This window comes from Pseudomonas sp. PDM03, from assembly GCF_014852385.1.
Classification (GTDB): Bacteria; Pseudomonadota; Gammaproteobacteria; order Pseudomonadales; family Pseudomonadaceae; genus Aquipseudomonas; species Aquipseudomonas migulae.
The window spans coordinates 24,951-41,144 of sequence record NZ_JACVBM010000004.1 but is presented as its reverse complement, the minus strand read 5'-3'; the positions used below and the strand labels follow the sequence as shown (position 1 = coordinate 41,144).

Sequence of the window (16,194 nt, the reverse complement as noted above, 5' to 3'; positions counted from 1 at the left end):
TGAGGCCCTGCCAGGTGTTGAGTCTGGTGGGGCTTTTTTATGTCTGATGGTTTTGTGTTGGTGGCTCGGGCCTCATCGCGAGCAGGCTCGCTCCCACAGGGATCTTCAGTGATCTCGGAATTTGCCTACGACAAAGATCCAATGTGGGAGCGAGCCTGCTCGCGATGAGGCCCGCAACACCAGCCAATAATTATCGGCTTCCCCTGTAGTCCATTTCCCACTGTTACCCACGACCCTTCAAGTAACTGAATGTGTAACCGCCCGCGCCGATACGGGGCATTGCGAAACGCCATAACCCCGCATCCGTGCATTTCAGCCCCGCAAAAAAATAAGAACCCACGCTGCGCTTGCCGGATTAGAAGGGTTTGCCAATAATAGGCCCGCAATTTGCAATATAGATCGGTTCACTGTCTTTTGCTCTTGCATGAAATTGCAAGGCTGTCAACGTGCCCAAACGGCTTTCTCGGTGCTTCTGTAATTTGTTGTCGCATTGAAGAAATATCGGCTTCGGGCCTGTCGTTAGAATGCCGATCACTCGCTCGTCGTTGCTCGCGTTGAAAACAACGCCGGTTTCCCAGGACGCAGCAACCGCTTTCCGGTTTTACTCATTCGCATAATGGGCTGTTGCTCACTCTGCCGTTTTAGCCCTTTACCGATGGAGTCCCAAGATGAAGAAACTCGTGCTGCTTGGCGCCCTGGCACTGTCCGTGCTGTCCCTGCCAACCTTCGCCGATGAAAAGCCTCTGAAAATTGGCATCGAAGCGGCTTACCCTCCGTTTGCTTCCAAGGCTCCGGACGGCAGCATCGTTGGTTTCGACTACGACATCGGCAACGCACTGTGCGAAGAGATGAAGGTCAAGTGCGTCTGGGTCGAGCAAGAGTTCGACGGTCTGATCCCGGCACTCAAAGTGCGCAAGATCGACGCCATCCTGTCGTCGATGTCGATCACTGAAGACCGCAAGAAATCCGTGGACTTCACCAACAAGTACTACAACACCCCGGCTCGCCTGGTCATGAAGGCCGGCACTCAAGTCAGCGAAGGCCTGACCGAGCTGAAGGGCAAGAACATCGGCGTGCAGCGTGGTTCGATCCACGAGCGTTTCGCCCGCGAAGTCCTGGCCCCGCTGGGTGTCGAGGTCAAGCCGTACGGTTCGCAGAACGAAATTTACCTCGACGTCGCTGCCGGTCGCCTCGACGGCACCGTGGCAGACGCTACGCTGCTGAATGACGGTTTCCTGAAAACCGACGCCGGCAAAGGTTTTGCTTTCGTGGGCCCGGCCTTCACCGACGTCAAATACTTCGGCGACGGCGTAGGTATTGCTGTTCGCAAGGGTGATGCGCTGAAAGACAAGGTCAACACCGCGATCACTGCCATTCGCGAGAACGGCAAGTACAAGCAGATCCAGGACAAGTACTTCGACTTCGATATCTACGGCAAGTAACACGTCCCGGCGACAAGTCCGAATGGCGCAAGCAGCAGGATCTCTGAGGTTTGCGCCATTTTTTCATCCCAACTTTCGAGGATCTGAATCATGTTGAAAGGCTACGGGGCTGTCATCCTCGATGGCGCATGGCTGACGCTTCAGCTCGCCTTGTCGTCCATGGCCCTGGCCATCGTCCTGGGGCTGATCGGCGTTGCGCTGCGTCTGTCGCCGGTGCGTTGGCTGGCCTGGCTGGGCGATCTGTATTCCACGGTGATCCGCGGGATTCCCGATCTGGTGCTGATCCTGCTGATTTTCTACGGCGGTCAGGACCTGCTCAACCGCGTCGCACCGATGCTCGGCTATGACGATTACATCGACCTGAACCCGTTGGCCGCCGGTATCGGCACCCTGGGTTTCATCTTCGGTGCGTACCTGTCGGAAACCTTCCGTGGCGCCTTCATGGCGATTCCGAAGGGGCAGGCCGAAGCCGGTATGGCGTACGGCATGAGCAGCTTTCAGGTGTTCTTCCGGGTGTTGGTGCCGCAGATGATTCGCCTGGCGATTCCGGGCTTCACCAACAACTGGCTGGTACTGACCAAGGCCACCGCGCTGATTTCGGTGGTGGGTCTGCAAGACATGATGTTCAAGGCCAAGCAGGCGGCAGATGCCACCCGCGAGCCTTTCACCTTCTTCCTCGCAGTGGCGGCGATGTACCTGGTGATCACCAGTGTCTCGTTGCTGGCATTGCGTCACCTTGAGAAGCGCTACTCGGTAGGCGTAAGGGCGGCTGATCTATGATCTTCGACTACAACGTCATTTGGGAGGCCTTGCCGCTGTACCTCGGCGGCCTGGTGACCACCCTCAAATTGCTCGCGCTGTCGCTGTTTTTCGGTCTGCTGGCGGCCTTGCCGCTGGGGCTGATGCGCGTCTCGAAGAACGCGGCCGTCAACATGACTGCCTGGCTCTTCACCTACGTGATCCGTGGCACGCCGATGCTGGTGCAGCTGTTTTTGATCTACTACGGTCTGGCGCAATTCCAGGCGGTGCGGGAAAGCTTCATGTGGCCGTGGCTGTCCAGCGCAACGTTCTGTGCGTGCCTGGCTTTCGCGATCAACACCAGCGCCTACACCGCAGAAATCATCGCCGGCAGCCTGCGCGCTACGCCGAACGGTGAGATCGAAGCGGCCAAGGCCATGGGCATGTCGCGCTTCAAGATGTACAAGCGGATTCTGCTGCCATCGGCCCTGCGCCGGGCGCTGCCGCAGTACAGCAACGAAGTGATCATGATGCTGCAGACCACCAGTCTGGCGTCCATCGTGACTTTGATCGACATCACCGGTGCCGCGCGCACGGTCAACGCTCAGTTTTACTTGCCGTTCGAAGCGTACATCACTGCGGGTGTGTTCTACCTCTGCCTGACCTTCATTCTGGTGAAACTGTTCAAACTGGCCGAGCGTCGCTGGCTGGGCTACCTGGCCCCGCGGAAGCACTGATATGGAACGCATCGATCATTCATTGCCGTGGAGCCACCTTGGCAGCGAACGCCAGATTTCGGTGTTCCGCTTCGGTAGCGGCGAGCGCAAGGCCTACATCCAGGCCAGCCTGCACGCCGATGAGTTGCCGGGGATGCGCACGGCCTGGGAGCTGAAAAAGCGCCTGACCGAACTCGAAGCCCAGGGCTTGCTTAACGGTGTGGTTGAACTGGTGCCGGTGGCCAACCCACTGGGCCTCGGTCAGCTGTTGCAAGGCAGTCATCAAGGGCGTTTCGAAGCGGGCAGCGGCAAGAACTTCAACCGCGATTTCGTCGAGCTGAGCGCGCCAGTGGCCGCCCAACTCGAAGGGCATCTGGGTGACGATCCGCACGCCAACATCCGCTTGATCCGTCAGGCCATGAGCGATCACCTGGCGGCATTGCCGGAGGCGAGCAGCCAGTTGCAAGGCATGCAGCGCGTGTTGCTCAGTCATGCCTGCACTGCCGATGTGGTGCTCGATTTGCACTGCGATGCCGAAGCCGCGCTGCACATGTACGCGTTGCCGCAACACTGGCCGCAGTGGCGTTCGCTCGCCGCGCACCTGAATGTGAAAGTGGGCCTGCTGGCGGAAGACTCCGGCGGCAGCTCCTTCGACGAAGCCTGCTCGCTGCCATGGTTGCGTCTGTCGCGTCTGTTTCCTGAGGCGCAGATTCCACTGGCATGCCTGGCGACTACTATTGAATTAGGGGGGCAAGCCGATACCGCTCGCGCTGACGCCGAGGCTTATGCCGAAGGCATTCTCGCGTTCCTCGCCGAGCAAGGCTTGATCAGCGGCGAATGGCCGAAACCTGCGCAGGACGCGTGTGAAGGCATGCCGTTCGAAGGCACTGAGTTGCTGTTTGCGCCGCATCCGGGCGTGATCAGTTTTCTGCGTAAACCCGGTGAGTGGATCGAAGCCGGCGACGAGATTTTTGAAGTGATCGATCCGTTATCGGATCGGGTCAGCACGGTGTGTGCTGGTACGTCCGGGGTGCTGTTTGCCATTGAACGGCTGCGTTATGCCCAACCCGGTTTCTGGCTGGCCAAGGTGGCGGGGCGCGAAGCGCTGCGTCACGGGCGCTTGCTCAACGACTGACTGACTGTTTTTGTGAGAACCGACCGCATGTACAAACTTGAAGTCCAAGACCTGCATAAACGCTATGGCAGTCACGAAGTGCTCAAGGGCGTGTCCCTGAAAGCGGCGGCTGGCGATGTGATCAGCATCATCGGCTCCAGTGGCTCCGGCAAAAGTACCTTCCTGCGCTGCATCAACCTGCTGGAGCAGCCGCACGCGGGCAAGATCCTGCTCAACAACGAAGAGCTGAAACTGGTTGCCAACAAGGACGGCGCGCTGAAAGCCGCTGACCCGAAACAGCTGCAACGCATGCGTTCGCGTCTGTCGATGGTGTTCCAGCACTTCAACCTGTGGTCGCACATGACCGCAATGGAAAACATCATGGAAGCGCCGGTCCACGTGCTCGGCATGTCCAAGGCCGAAGCCCGCGAGAAAGCCGAGCACTACCTGAACAAGGTCGGCGTGGCACATCGTAAAGACGCTTACCCTGGCCACATGTCCGGTGGCGAGCAGCAGCGCGTGGCGATTGCCCGTGCACTGGCGATGGAACCTGAGGTGATGCTGTTCGACGAACCGACCTCGGCCCTCGACCCGGAACTGGTCGGTGACGTGCTGAAGGTGATGCAGGCCCTGGCCCAGGAAGGCCGGACCATGGTGGTGGTGACCCACGAAATGGGCTTCGCCCGTGAAGTGTCGAACCAGCTGGTGTTCCTGCACAAAGGTGTCGTCGAAGAAAGCGGCAACCCGCGTGAGGTGCTGGTCAATCCACAGTCCGAACGTCTGCAACAATTCCTCTCTGGCAGCCTGAAATAATCAAGACTGCCGTTGTGCACCGGGATAGTGCATGCTTCGCAATTTAGAGGCCGGCCCCGATTTGTAGGAGCCGGCTTGCTGGCGATAGCGGTGGGTCAGTTTAAATATCTGGCACAGACATACCGCATCGCCAGCAAGCCGGCTCCTACAGGGGATCGCTGTTGGTTTTGAGATTTGCGTTCATTTACGGGCTAGCATTGGCCCATGCCTTCATCACTGTTTCGTTTCGGATTGCCCGCCATGACTGCCCATCGAATTGGTTTCCTGATTTGGCCCAGCACTAAAGCACTGACGCTTGCGCTGGCTGAGGAGGCCTTGCGTGTTGCCCAGCGTGTGCATCCGGACGTGGTCTACGAACTGTCGTTCCTGCAGGCCGAACCGTCGACCGAAGGCGCCTGGCAATTGCCGGGTGAACCTTGGGCCGGCAAGCTCGAAAACCTGCAGAAACTGTTCCTGCTCGCCGATGAGCCGCCGACCACTCTCGCGCCGGCGCTCAGCAGTGCGCTGAAACAACTGGTGCGTGCCGGTTGCGTGATCGGTGGTTTGTCCGCCGGTGTTTATCCGTTGGCGCAACTCGGTTTGCTCGACGGTTATCGCGCTGCCGTGCATTGGCGCTGGCAGGACGATTTTGCCGAACGTTTCCCGAAAGTCATCGCCACCAGCCATCTGTTTGACTGGGATCGCGATCGCCTGACGGCGTGCGGTGGCCTGTCGGTTCTCGATCTGTTGCTGGCGGTGCTGGCCCGTGATCACGGCGCCGAACTCGCTGGCGCCGTATCCGAAGAACTGGTGGTCGAGCGCATCCGCGAAGGCGGCGAGCGCCAACGCATTCCGCTGCAGAACCGCCTCGGTTCCAGCCATCCGAAGCTCACCCAGGCGGTGTTGCTGATGGAAGCCAACATCGAAGAGCCGCTGACCACCGACGAAATCGCCCAGCACGTGTGCGTGTCCCGTCGCCAGTTGGAGCGGATCTTCAAGCAATACCTCAACCGTGTGCCGAGCCAGTACTACCTGGAACTGCGCCTGAACAAGGCCCGGCAGATGTTGATGCAAACCAGCAAGTCGATCATCCAGATCGGCCTGTCGTGCGGCTTCTCCTCGGGGCCGCATTTCTCCAGCGCCTACCGCAACTTCTTCGGCGCCACGCCGCGGGAAGATCGCAACCAGCGGCGCAGCAGCAGTCCGTTTGAGTTGTCGTCGGTGCCGTCCGAGCGCGGTTGATCTATTCGTCGATCTCGGAACCCTCAGAGGTGGATACGTTCATTTCACCTCGATTGATCACCTCTTCCACGCCAAAGTCGGCACGTGTGCGTTCGAAGTAACTGATCAGCCGTAACAGGCTTTCCTCCGTAAACGGATTGCCCCTGAGCGTAATGTTCTCAGCCACTTCCGCAGGTAACTCCAGCAGGTCGCTGGGCACGTCGGTGATTGCATTGCCGCTCAAGTCTGCCCAGTCCAGTTCGGTCATTTGTAACAGGCCATCGGGTATGTCGGTGATGCCGGTGTCGTTGAGCAGAATGCTCGCCAGGTCCGGCATCTGACTCAGGTCAGGTGTCAGCCCCAAGGGGTTGAGGGCCAGATCGAGGTATTCGAGCTGTTCCATTCCCGCCAATGCGCCGACCGACTGCACTGACAGACTGACGCGGCAGTTGGGGATCGACAGTGACCTGAGTTGCCCCATCTTGAACACCGCATCGGGAATGTCACCGAGGTTGCAGTCGCGCAGCCTCAGGCTTCTCAGGTTCGGGAAGGATTCCAGAAAACGCCCGATGCGCGTCACGCCATCAACACTGTGCAGCTCCAGCGCCGAGACATGGCTGAAGTCAGCGCTGAGGGTCGGCAGTTCCCCGGTGATGACCGGGCGGATGGAGAGTTCATACGACGGCTCAAGCGACTCGTTGAAATCATCCAGGTCTGCGTCATGCCGCCAGCAGCGTTCCATTGCATCTTTGAATTCATCGCGATTGGCGTGTTCGACAAACTGTTGCATGTCACTGAAGGGTTCACCCGTTAGCGGATGGTGCGGCGGCAGATCGGCTGTCCATGTCGTCAGATCGTTGCTCAATTGAGCCAGTTCTGCCTCCAGTTGGGCCAGCGCCTCTCGACCCTCTTCCAGTGTGCCGGGCAGTTCGTAGACGAAGTCGCTGGCCTGCTCGACTTCCATGTTTGGGTAGAGCGCCCTGGCTCGTTCGATATCCGCCTCGGGGGCATAGACGCCCAGATCGTATGAGGTTTCGAAGTATTGAAGCTTGACGAGTTGTCGAGCGCTGTCGACGAGCGGGTTGTCCGACAGGTGCACGCCGCGCTTGTCGTAGACCACGCTGTCGAACAACCCGGCAGGCAGCTCGGTGATCCGGTTATTGATCAGCATGAGCGTATCGAGTCTGGGGTGCGTGATAGCGCTGACGGGGATTTCAGTCAGACCGGTTGCGCTCAGGTCCAGGTGCACGAGCTCGGGAAATGCGCCTACATCGGGAGCCACGTCAATCGGATTACGGAACAGGTCCAGCATTATCAGTTTGTTCAACGAGGACAGTTTCGACCACGCGTCAGCATCAATCCTGATCGCGCATTCGTTCAGCACCAATGTGTCGAGGTTGGTCATCCGTGGGATGGCGTCGGGCAGGGTGGTCAGGGAGAAGCGCCGCAAGTCGAGGCGACGAAGGCCGCTGAAGTTTTGCAGGAAACCGTGAACACCTTGCTCTGCGTGACTGCCTTCGAGGGCGATCAGTGAGACGTGACTGAAGTTAGCCGTCAGCACCGGCAGCTCACCCAGAATCGGCTCATCGAATCGCAACACATAATGGTCACTGTGCTCCGGCGATTCGAGATCCCGTGGCGTTTGCCGACGCCAGCTCTGCTGGATTTCCTGAGCCAGCAACCGGCGGTTGTGCTGCTGGGCCTGTTGTTCCAGCTCGCTCAATGGCTGTCCGGTTTCGGGGTGGACGGTGGGGGCTTCCTTTATCCAGATATCCAGGTCTTCATGCAGTCGTTCGAGTTCATTGCTCAGGCGCGAAAGCTCCACGCGAGCGCCATCGGGGTGGCTTTGCAGGCGGGCGACGACGGCGCGGAGTTCATCCTGGGGCAGGCCTGGATAGACCTCGCGAACCCTGTCATTCAGTGTGGGGGTGGGGCGACCTATTCGGTTGTACCCCTCCGATCCGCCGGGCAGACGCATGGTCGCCGGGTCGTAGAAGGGTTTTCGGTTGGGATCCTTCATCAATAGTGTGCGCAGCGCCGGCGTGTTCTGTGCCTGCCGGACTATGCGTTGTTTGAGTACAGGGCCGTCTTCGGCAGAAAGACCCAGTGTGGAGCGCTCATCGTCGGGCAGTGCGCGCAGGATCGCTTGATAAAAGTCGCCCGGCAGAGCCGTGTTTTCATGGACCCGATACGTGCCGTCCTCGGCGTACACCAGTGTCCTGAGGATGGGGGCGCCCGGCTGACCGATGCTGTCGCGCAACGTCCCCTCTTGGGAAAATTCCCTGACTTCGATGCGCAGGCGAGCAGGCCAGCCAGGCATTGATTCAAGGCTATGAAGGGCCAGGCGATGAGTGTCCGCCGTTTCCATGCCCTCCAGATAAAACCCTTCATAGGCTCTGGCGACACGCACCGCGTCCATGGCTTTCAGTGCCACATCCTTGAGCCGTTGCGGCAAACGCCCGCTGTGCATTTGCTTCAGTTCGGTGCCGCTTGCGTTGTTCACCAATTCTTGCGCGATGTCTGTTGGCAGTCCCTGTACTTCGCCTTGCAGTAGCAGAACGTGGCGATTATCGGTTTTTTCAAGTTCGCGGTAGCGGGACTGGAACAGCGATCTGCGCTGGTTCAGCGCCTGATAGCGGTCGGGATGGTCACTGCCGGTCTTCTCGACCAGCGCCTGAATGTCGCGGTCGATCTTGAAGCGCTTGATTGTGTCGGTCAGCAGCGAAGGCGGGCGCTGATTCTCGACATGGATCTCGCGCAACACGTTGTCGTGAAAACCGCTGATCTGCAGGAGTTGCTCGCGCTCGGCAGTATTGAGCGATTCGACGCTCTGGCCGAGACGGCGCAGCACGGTTTCCCGGTCCCACGTCAGCGGTCGCTCCAGTATGGTCTGCCAGGCACCATGGCTGTTGTGGCGCAGAGCCGGCTGATAGGCGTCGGCACGGCGCGGGTGCTGAATCTGAAAACGGCCAGTCTTGCTGTCCGGTTTTACCGAGTAGACCTTGCCATCAACGCGCACCAGTGTTTTGCCCTCATGCTGATACAAGCCGAGAGGGTTGGGGGTGGCAGCGTCCGGCAGATCAACGGATTGTTCGTAAGGTGCGAGATCCGGTTTCCAGTATCGGGTTTTGCCTGTGGCTGTCTTGATGGGTTTAAGCGGGGAAATCAGCGTCACCGCCTCGCGAGACATGAGGCCATTGAACGCACCGGCCGCCATGACGCCGCCCACTGCGAATGTCCCGAGTTCAACCACCGTTTCGGCGATTGTCATCAAGTGTCCGAACGCTTCGGTTTTCAGACCTTCAGCCCAGTCGATGACGCCTTCGAACGTGTCGTCGAGCACTTGGTAGGCCATGTAGGCGAGCATCAATTCGCCCAGAAACGGAACAAAGGGCAGGGCCACGAACGACGCCACTTCAAGGATCTTTTTGGCGACATTGCTGAAGGCGTCCCACGCCGCCCATCGTGCCGCTCGGTCGGCGCTGGCGGTTGAGACCGCAAGGGTGCGTGCATCATTGAGCAGTTTGTTCAATTGCTGCTGGTAGAGGTGAGTCCACAGATCGTTTCTGATCGGGCTCACCGAGAACTGCAGCTTGGGCTTGTCGATGGGGGTGTCGCGCCAGCTCGGCAGCGGGTCACCATGCTGGTGTTCATGCCAGGTCACTGCACGGAGGCGGCTGTTGAGGTCGGCAAAAAAGTGGCCGCGCTCCTGATGATCGATGAACCGGCTGAAGAACGCCTGATAAGCAGGCGAGCGCAGTTTGCGGGTCAGCTCGGTCATGAACGCCAGGGTGTCGGGGTACTGTTTGAGCGGGTGTTCCGGATCATCGGGGATGTAGACGATGATTCGTGAGCGTTGGGAGGTGAGGTCAAGTCGCGGCGCGAAAATGACGATGCCGGTCAGCAATGAAGACATCAGGCTCAGGTCGTGACAGTGCAGTCGCCAGTTGTCCAGCCCCACGTTTTCGCGGCCCTCGATAATGTCGAGAATCGATTGCCCTGCATCCAGCGGCAGGTCGCCACGGACCTGGGCCAGGTGCAGGGCTGAAAGCAGGGCGGCCTTGTGCGTCTTGATCACGCTCGACTTCAACACGGCAGCGGCGACCGGGTTGGTAAACCCCAGGTTTTCCTTGAGGTGGGTCTCGTATCGACCTCCGATATCCAGCTCCCTGCACAACCGGGTGAACTCTTGAATGGAGAGTTGGCGCTTGATCGCCGGCAATGTATCGAATTGCCCGGTGGACGAGGGTTCGGTGATGAACGTCGAGGAAGATTCGTAAGCCTGCGCTTCGGTTTCCGAATCCTGAAAGTTGTGCAGGGCGGCGTCGAGCAGCGAGACCGTCCAGGTTCGCGCAGCACCGGTCTTGATCGGGAGCCACGGAATGGTCTGCGGGATGTACAGGCGCAGGAAGGTCGTCTTGACGTCCAGTTCCAGGCCGTACCGGGTTTTCAATGCGTCACGCAGAAGCGGTTCGGCAAAGTCCCGGGCGTTCTGCAATTTATCCAGCATGGATTCCAGGTGGTTACGCTGGGCCAGATAGTGCGTGCTGGCCGCTTTCAATGACTGGTGCTGCTGGCGGGTTGCCTGGGCGTGCCATTCCGGGAGGTCCAGCCGCGCGCTTTTCAGTGCACTGCGCGTAGCGGGCGATGCTGTTAATAGCCAGTTGGGCAGATTGTGGAACGCATGCTGGAAATGCGCGTCTGGCTGAGCCGTAAGCTCGGGGTCATGCTGAATCATGGCGCTAGTCCGTTAGCGTTTGGATGGAGCCCAAGGAAAACAAACGATGAAGCACGGTGTGCGGTACATATTTACCGCACCGTTCGACAAGCCTGCCTATAACCTGTGCCGCCGGTTTAAACTGCGCCTTTGCGACGCTATATGTCGCATTGCCGTAAACCCGGCTGAAACCGGGGTTTGCGCTATAAGAAGTTGTCGCTTGGCGGCAAGGCCGGGCTGAAAACTGTCCTTACAATCCCCCCATCGCTCGCCAGTTTCCGGCGAGTGTTCCTCTTCAGGAGACTCCGATGTCCGTTGAGCACGCTGCGGTAGAACGCGCCGATTTCGACCAGGTAATGGTTCCCAACTATGCGCCTGCCGCCTTCATTCCTGTGCGTGGCGCCGGTTCCCGCGTATGGGACCAGTCAGGCCGCGAGCTGATCGACTTCGCCGGCGGGATTGCCGTTAACGTATTGGGCCATGCGCACCCGGCGCTGGTCGGTGCCTTGACCGAGCAGGCGAACAAGCTGTGGCACGTGTCCAACGTGTTCACCAACGAGCCTGCCCTGCGCCTGGCGCACAAGCTGATCGACGCAACCTTTGCCGAGCGTGCGTTCTTCTGCAACTCCGGCGCCGAAGCCAACGAGGCCGCGTTCAAGCTGGCCCGTCGTGTCGGCCATGATCGGTTTGGCAGCGAGAAGTACGAAATCATCGCCGCGCTCAACAGCTTCCACGGCCGTACCCTGTTCACCGTGAACGTCGGTGGCCAGTCGAAGTATTCCGACGGTTTCGGTCCGAAAATCACCGGCATCACCCACGTGCCGTACAACGATCTGGCTGCGTTGAAAGCCGCCATTTCCGACAAGACCTGCGCCGTGGTCCTGGAACCGATCCAGGGCGAGAGCGGTGTTATCCCGGCCGAACTCGAATACCTGCAAGGCGCCCGTGACCTGTGCACCGCGCACAACGCGCTGCTGATCTTCGACGAAGTACAGACCGGCATGGGCCGTACTGGCCATCTGTTCGCCTACCAGCATTACGGCGTGATCCCGGACATCCTGACCAGCGCGAAGAGCCTGGGCGGCGGTTTCCCGATTGCAGCCATGCTGACCACCGAAGACCTGGCCAAACACCTGGTCGTCGGCACCCACGGCACCACCTACGGCGGCAACCCGCTGGCGTGCGCCGTCGCCGAAGCGGTGATCGACGTGATCAACACCCCTGAAGTGCTGGCCGGCGTTAACGCCAAGCACGACAAGTTCAAGGCTCGCCTGGAGCAGATCGGCGAGAAATACGGCCTGTTCACCAAGGTTCGTGGCATGGGCCTGTTGATCGGTTGCGTGCTGAGCGAGGCCTGGAAAGGCAAGGCGAAGGACATCTTCAACGCCGCCGAGCGCGAAGGCCTGATGGTCCTGCAAGCCGGCCCGGACGTGGTGCGTTTTGCGCCAAGCCTGGTGGTTGAAGACGCCGATATCGATGCCGGCCTGGATCGTTTCGAGCGCGCTGCGGCAAAACTGACGCAAGCCTGATAGACCCTTCGACGCCTGAGGATTTCAGGCGTCGAACCCAATTTTTGTTCCGGGTTCGTTCAAATGTGGGAGCTAGCCTGCTAGCGATGAGGGCCTGACAGCCAACATCATTGTTGTCTGACAGGACGCGATCGCTAGCAGGCTAGCTCCCACAATTGACTCTGAGTTGATTCAGGGAGAGCCCGGGATTTTTTTCCGTGAATTGATAAGAGAAAGGAGTGACACCATGCTGGTGATGCGCCCCGCGCAAATGGCTGATCTGGGCGAGGTACAGCGTCTGGCTGCGGACAGCCCGATTGGTGTCACTTCCTTGCCGGATGACGTTGAACGCCTGAGCGACAAGATCGCCGCGAGCGAAGCCTCGTTTGCTGCCGAAGTCAGCTTCAACGGTGAAGAGAGCTATTTCTTCGTCCTCGAAGACACTGCCACCGGCAAACTGGCCGGTTGCTCGGCCATCGTTGCCTCGGCCGGTTATTCCGAGCCGTTCTACAGCTTCCGCAATGAAACCTTCGTGCACGCCTCCCGCGAGCTGAAGATTCATAACAAGATTCACGTGCTCTCCCAGTGCCACGACCTGACCGGCAACAGCTTGCTGACCAGTTTCTACGTGCAGCGCGAGTTGGTGGGTTCGCCGTGGGCCGAGCTCAACTCCCGTGGCCGTTTGCTGTTCGTGGCCAGCCATCCGGAGCGCTTTGCCGATTCCGTGGTGACCGAGATCGTCGGTTACAGCGATGAAAATGGCGACTCGCCGTTCTGGGACGCCATCGGTCGCAACTTCTTCGACCTCAACTACGCCGAAGCCGAGCGTCTGTGCGGTCTGAAGAGCCGCACGTTCCTCGCCGAGCTGATGCCGCATTACCCGATCTACGTGCCGTTGCTGCCGGACTCCGCGCAAGAAGCGATGGGCCAGGTGCACCCACGGGCGCAGATCACTTTCGACATCCTGATGCGCGAAGGCTTCGAGACCGATCACTACATCGACATTTTCGACGGCGGCCCGACGTTGCATGCGCGTGTTTCGGGGATCCGTTCGATCGCCCAGAGCCGTGTAGTGCCGGTGAAAATCGGCGAGCCGATCAAAGGCGCCGGTCGTCAGTACCTGGTGGCCAATGCGCAGTTGCAGGATTACCGCGCCGTGTTGCTCGAGCTCGATTACGCGCCGGGCAAACCCGTGACCCTGGATCTGGAAGCGGCCGAAGCCCTGGGCGTCGGTGAAGGTGCAAGCGTGCGCCTGGTGGCGGTTTAACGCCTGCTTTTCAACCTAGAAAGCAGCAAGTGTTTCGCGGGTGGCGCAAGCGGCCCGTTTGAGGAGATAGCATGATCGTTCGTCCCGTACGCAGCAGCGATTTACCCGCTCTGATCGACCTGGCCCGCAGCACCGGCACCGGCCTGACCACCTTGCCGGCCAACGAAGAGCGTCTGGCCCATCGGGTCGGCTGGGCCGAGAAGACCTTTCGCGGCGAGGCCGGGCGCGGCGATGCGGACTATCTGTTCGTCCTCGAAGACGACAACAGTCGTGTGGTGGGCATTTCCGCCATTGCCGGCGCCGTCGGCCTGCGTGAGCCCTGGTACAACTTCCGGGTCGGCCTGACGGTCAGCGCTTCGCAAGAGCTGAACATCTACCGCGAAATCCCGACGCTGTTTCTGGCCAACGACCTGACCGGCAACTCGGAATTGTGCTCGTTGTTCCTGCACGCCGACTTCCGCACCGGCCTCAACGGCCGCATGTTGTCCAAGGCGCGAATGCTGTTCATCGCCGAGTTCCCGCAATTGTTCGGCAACAAGATCATTGCCGAAATGCGCGGTGTCTCCGACGAAGCAGGGCGTTCGCCGTTCTGGGAAAGCCTGGGTCGACACTTCTTCAAAATGGAATTCAGCCAGGCCGATTACCTGACCGGCGTGGGCAACAAGGCGTTCATCGCCGAACTGATGCCGAAGTTCCCGCTGTACACCTGCTTCCTGTCGCCGGATGCGCGTAACGTGATCGGTCAGGTTCACCCGGACACCGAGCCGGCGCTGGCCATGCTCAAGAGCGAAGGTTTCAGCTACCAGGGCTACGTCGACATTTTCGACGCCGGCCCGGCCATCGAATGCGAAACCGGCAAGATCCGCGCCGTGCGAGACAGTCAGGCGCTGGTGTTGGCCGTTGGCACGCCGGGTGACGACGCCACGCCATTCATCATTCACAACCGCAAGCGCGAAGACTGCCGGATCACTGCCGCTCCCGCACGTCTTGCCGCCGGTACGCTGGTAGTCGATCCGCTGACCGCCAAACGTCTTCAACTCAACGCCGGCGATCAAGTGCGCGCCGTTCCGTTGTCTGCTGCTCGGGAGTCGAAATAATGAATTCGCTATACATCGCAGGTGAGTGGCTGGCCGGTCAGGGTGAAGCCTTCCAATCGTTGAACCCGGTGACCCAGCAAGTGCTGTGGGCCGGCGAGGGCGCTACCGCCGCTCAGGTTGAGTCCGCCGTGCAAGCCGCGCGTCAGGCGTTTCCAGGTTGGGCTCGCCGTACTTTGGAAGAACGTATCTCGGTGCTGGAAGCCTTTGCTGGCGCGCTGAAAAACAACGCTGACGAACTGGCGCGTTGCATCGGTGAAGAAACCGGTAAACCGTTGTGGGAAGCGGCGACTGAAGTGACCAGCATGGTCAACAAGATTGCGATTTCGGTGCAGAGCTACCGCGAACGCACCGGCGAGAAGAGCGGCCCGCTGGGCGACGCCACCGCCGTATTGCGCCACAAGCCGCATGGTGTGGTCGCGGTGTTCGGTCCTTACAACTTCCCGGGTCACTTGCCCAACGGTCACATCGTGCCGGCGCTGCTGGCCGGTAACAGCGTGCTGTTCAAACCGAGCGAGCTGACCCCGAAAGTCGCCGAATTGACGGTCAAGTGCTGGATCGAAGCCGGTCTGCCGGCAGGCGTGTTGAACCTGCTGCAAGGTGCTCGCGAAACCGGTATCGCCCTGGCGGCGAACCCGGGTATCGACGGTCTGTTCTTCACCGGTTCGAGCCGCACCGGCAATCATCTGCACCAGCAGTTTGCCGGTCGTCCGGACAAGATACTCGCGCTGGAGATGGGTGGTAATAACCCGCTGGTGGTCGATGAGGTCGCTGATCTGGATGCCGCGGTGTACACCATCATTCAGTCCGCTTTCATTTCTGCCGGTCAACGTTGCACCTGTGCCCGCCGCTTGCTGGTGCCGCAGGGCGCCTGGGGCGACACGTTGCTGGCGCGTCTGGTGGCGGTCAGCTCGACGATTGAAGTCGGTGCGTTCGATCAGCAGCCCGCGCCGTTCATGGGCTCGGTGATTTCCCTTGGCGCTGCGAAAGCGCTGATGGATGCGCAGGAACATCTGCTGGCCAATGGCGCCGTGGCGTTGCTGGAAATGACTCAGCCTGAGGCACAAGCCGCGTTGCTGACCCCGGGTATTCTGGACGTGACCGCCGTTGCCGATCGTCCTGACGAAGAGCTGTTCGGCCCGTTGCTGCAAGTGATCCGCTACGCTGATTTTGAAGCGGCGATCGCTGAAGCCAACGACACCGACTATGGCCTGGCGGCCGGTTTGCTGTCGGATTCCGAAGCGCGTTATCAGCAGTTCTGGCTGGAAAGCCGTGCCGGTATCGTCAACTGGAACAAACAGCTGACCGGTGCTGCGAGCAGCGCACCGTTCGGCGGCGTCGGCGCCTCGGGCAACCACCGCGCCAGCGCCTATTACGCGGCAGATTACTGCGCGTACCCGGTGGCCTCGCTGGAAACGCCGAGCCTGACGTTGCCAGCGGCCCTCACGCCTGGCGTGAAGATGGCGTGATGCCCATCGCCAGCAGGCTGGCTCCCACAGGTTTAGAGGCGTTCACACATTTTGTGTACGACGCAATCACTGTGGGAGCCAGCCTGCTGGCGATGGCCGCAACGCGGTCGTACTGA

The 16,194-nt window shown here is 60.0% G+C and carries 11 protein-coding genes; 10 read left to right on the top strand and 1 reads right to left on the bottom strand.

Annotated features, from left to right (window positions below; all coding sequences use genetic code 11):
• Positions 1 to 668: 668 nt before the first annotated feature.
• The 6 genes from IB254_RS08665 to argR all read left to right on the top strand — a co-directional run bounded on the left by IB254_RS08665 (position 669) and on the right by argR (position 6,044).
• Complete coding sequence (locus IB254_RS08665) at positions 669 to 1,442, top strand: ABC transporter substrate-binding protein (protein ID WP_192417028.1); 774 nt, start codon at positions 669 to 671, stop codon at positions 1,440 to 1,442.
• Between the two features lie 90 nt (positions 1,443 to 1,532).
• Entirely contained in the window at positions 1,533 to 2,222 is a 690-nt protein-coding gene (locus IB254_RS08660; RefSeq protein ID WP_007951063.1) for an ABC transporter permease, read from the top strand.
• On the top strand, positions 2,219 to 2,917 hold the full coding sequence (locus IB254_RS08655) for an ABC transporter permease (RefSeq protein WP_192417027.1): 699 nt from the start codon (positions 2,219 to 2,221) through the stop codon (positions 2,915 to 2,917). The genes IB254_RS08660 and IB254_RS08655 overlap by 4 nt, the downstream gene beginning before the upstream one ends.
• A gap of 1 nt (position 2,918) precedes the next feature.
• The gene (locus IB254_RS08650; protein ID WP_192417026.1) at positions 2,919 to 4,031 is read left to right on the top strand and encodes a M14 family metallopeptidase; all 1,113 of its coding nucleotides are present in this window, start codon (positions 2,919 to 2,921) and stop codon (positions 4,029 to 4,031) included.
• Positions 4,032 to 4,058: 27 nt separating this feature from the next.
• Positions 4,059 to 4,823: an ABC transporter ATP-binding protein gene (locus tag IB254_RS08645; RefSeq protein ID WP_008034888.1), complete on the top strand. Its 765-nt coding sequence runs from the start codon at positions 4,059 to 4,061 to the stop codon at positions 4,821 to 4,823.
• 240 nt (positions 4,824 to 5,063) lie between these two features.
• The gene (gene argR, locus IB254_RS08640; RefSeq protein WP_008033121.1) at positions 5,064 to 6,044 is read left to right on the top strand and encodes a transcriptional regulator ArgR; all 981 of its coding nucleotides are present in this window, start codon (positions 5,064 to 5,066) and stop codon (positions 6,042 to 6,044) included.
• A 1-nt stretch (position 6,045) separates the two neighbouring features.
• Here argR and IB254_RS08635 read toward each other — a convergent pair whose 3' ends face one another.
• Positions 6,046 to 10,761: a dermonecrotic toxin domain-containing protein gene (locus IB254_RS08635; RefSeq protein ID WP_192417025.1), complete on the bottom strand. Its 4,716-nt coding sequence runs from the start codon at positions 10,759 to 10,761 to the stop codon at positions 6,046 to 6,048.
• Between the two features lie 287 nt (positions 10,762 to 11,048).
• Here IB254_RS08635 and IB254_RS08630 point away from each other — a divergent pair, with 287 nt between their 5' ends.
• From IB254_RS08630 to astD, 4 genes are all read left to right on the top strand, one after another.
• Entirely contained in the window at positions 11,049 to 12,269 is a 1,221-nt protein-coding gene (locus IB254_RS08630) for an aspartate aminotransferase family protein (RefSeq protein ID WP_008033117.1), read from the top strand.
• Between the two features lie 226 nt (positions 12,270 to 12,495).
• Positions 12,496 to 13,515 carry an arginine/ornithine succinyltransferase subunit alpha gene (aruF, locus tag IB254_RS08625; RefSeq protein WP_192417024.1) on the top strand — a complete coding sequence of 340 codons (1,020 nt, stop codon included), beginning with the start codon at positions 12,496 to 12,498 and terminating at the stop codon, positions 13,513 to 13,515.
• A 71-nt stretch (positions 13,516 to 13,586) separates the two neighbouring features.
• Positions 13,587 to 14,612 (top strand): arginine N-succinyltransferase, encoded by a 1,026-nt coding sequence (astA, locus tag IB254_RS08620; protein ID WP_192417023.1) that lies wholly within the window; start codon positions 13,587 to 13,589, stop codon positions 14,610 to 14,612.
• Positions 14,609 to 16,078 carry a succinylglutamate-semialdehyde dehydrogenase gene (gene astD, locus IB254_RS08615; protein WP_192227969.1) on the top strand — a complete coding sequence of 490 codons (1,470 nt, stop codon included), beginning with the start codon at positions 14,609 to 14,611 and terminating at the stop codon, positions 16,076 to 16,078. Before astA ends, astD begins: the two co-directional genes overlap by 4 nt.
• The last annotated feature ends 116 nt before the right edge of the window (positions 16,079 to 16,194 follow it).

Bases quoted from the DNA above. Each gene is read 5' to 3' on its own strand.
- IB254_RS08660 (WP_007951063.1), top strand. From the start codon at position 1,533: ATGTTGAAAGGCTACGGGGCTGTCATCCTCGATGGCGCATGGCTGACG.
- IB254_RS08655 (WP_192417027.1), top strand. From the start codon at position 2,219: ATGATCTTCGACTACAACGTCATTTGGGAGGCCTTGCCGCTGTACCTC.
- IB254_RS08650 (WP_192417026.1), top strand. From the start codon at position 2,919: ATGGAACGCATCGATCATTCATTGCCGTGGAGCCACCTTGGCAGCGAA.
- aruF (WP_192417024.1), top strand. From the start codon at position 12,496: ATGCTGGTGATGCGCCCCGCGCAAATGGCTGATCTGGGCGAGGTACAG.
- IB254_RS08665 (WP_192417028.1), top strand. From the start codon at position 669: ATGAAGAAACTCGTGCTGCTTGGCGCCCTGGCACTGTCCGTGCTGTCC.
- astA (WP_192417023.1), top strand. From the start codon at position 13,587: ATGATCGTTCGTCCCGTACGCAGCAGCGATTTACCCGCTCTGATCGAC.
- IB254_RS08645 (WP_008034888.1), top strand. From the start codon at position 4,059: ATGTACAAACTTGAAGTCCAAGACCTGCATAAACGCTATGGCAGTCAC.
- IB254_RS08630 (WP_008033117.1), top strand. From the start codon at position 11,049: ATGTCCGTTGAGCACGCTGCGGTAGAACGCGCCGATTTCGACCAGGTA.
- IB254_RS08635 (WP_192417025.1), bottom strand. From the start codon at position 10,761: ATGATTCAGCATGACCCCGAGCTTACGGCTCAGCCAGACGCGCATTTC.
- argR (WP_008033121.1), top strand. From the start codon at position 5,064: ATGACTGCCCATCGAATTGGTTTCCTGATTTGGCCCAGCACTAAAGCA.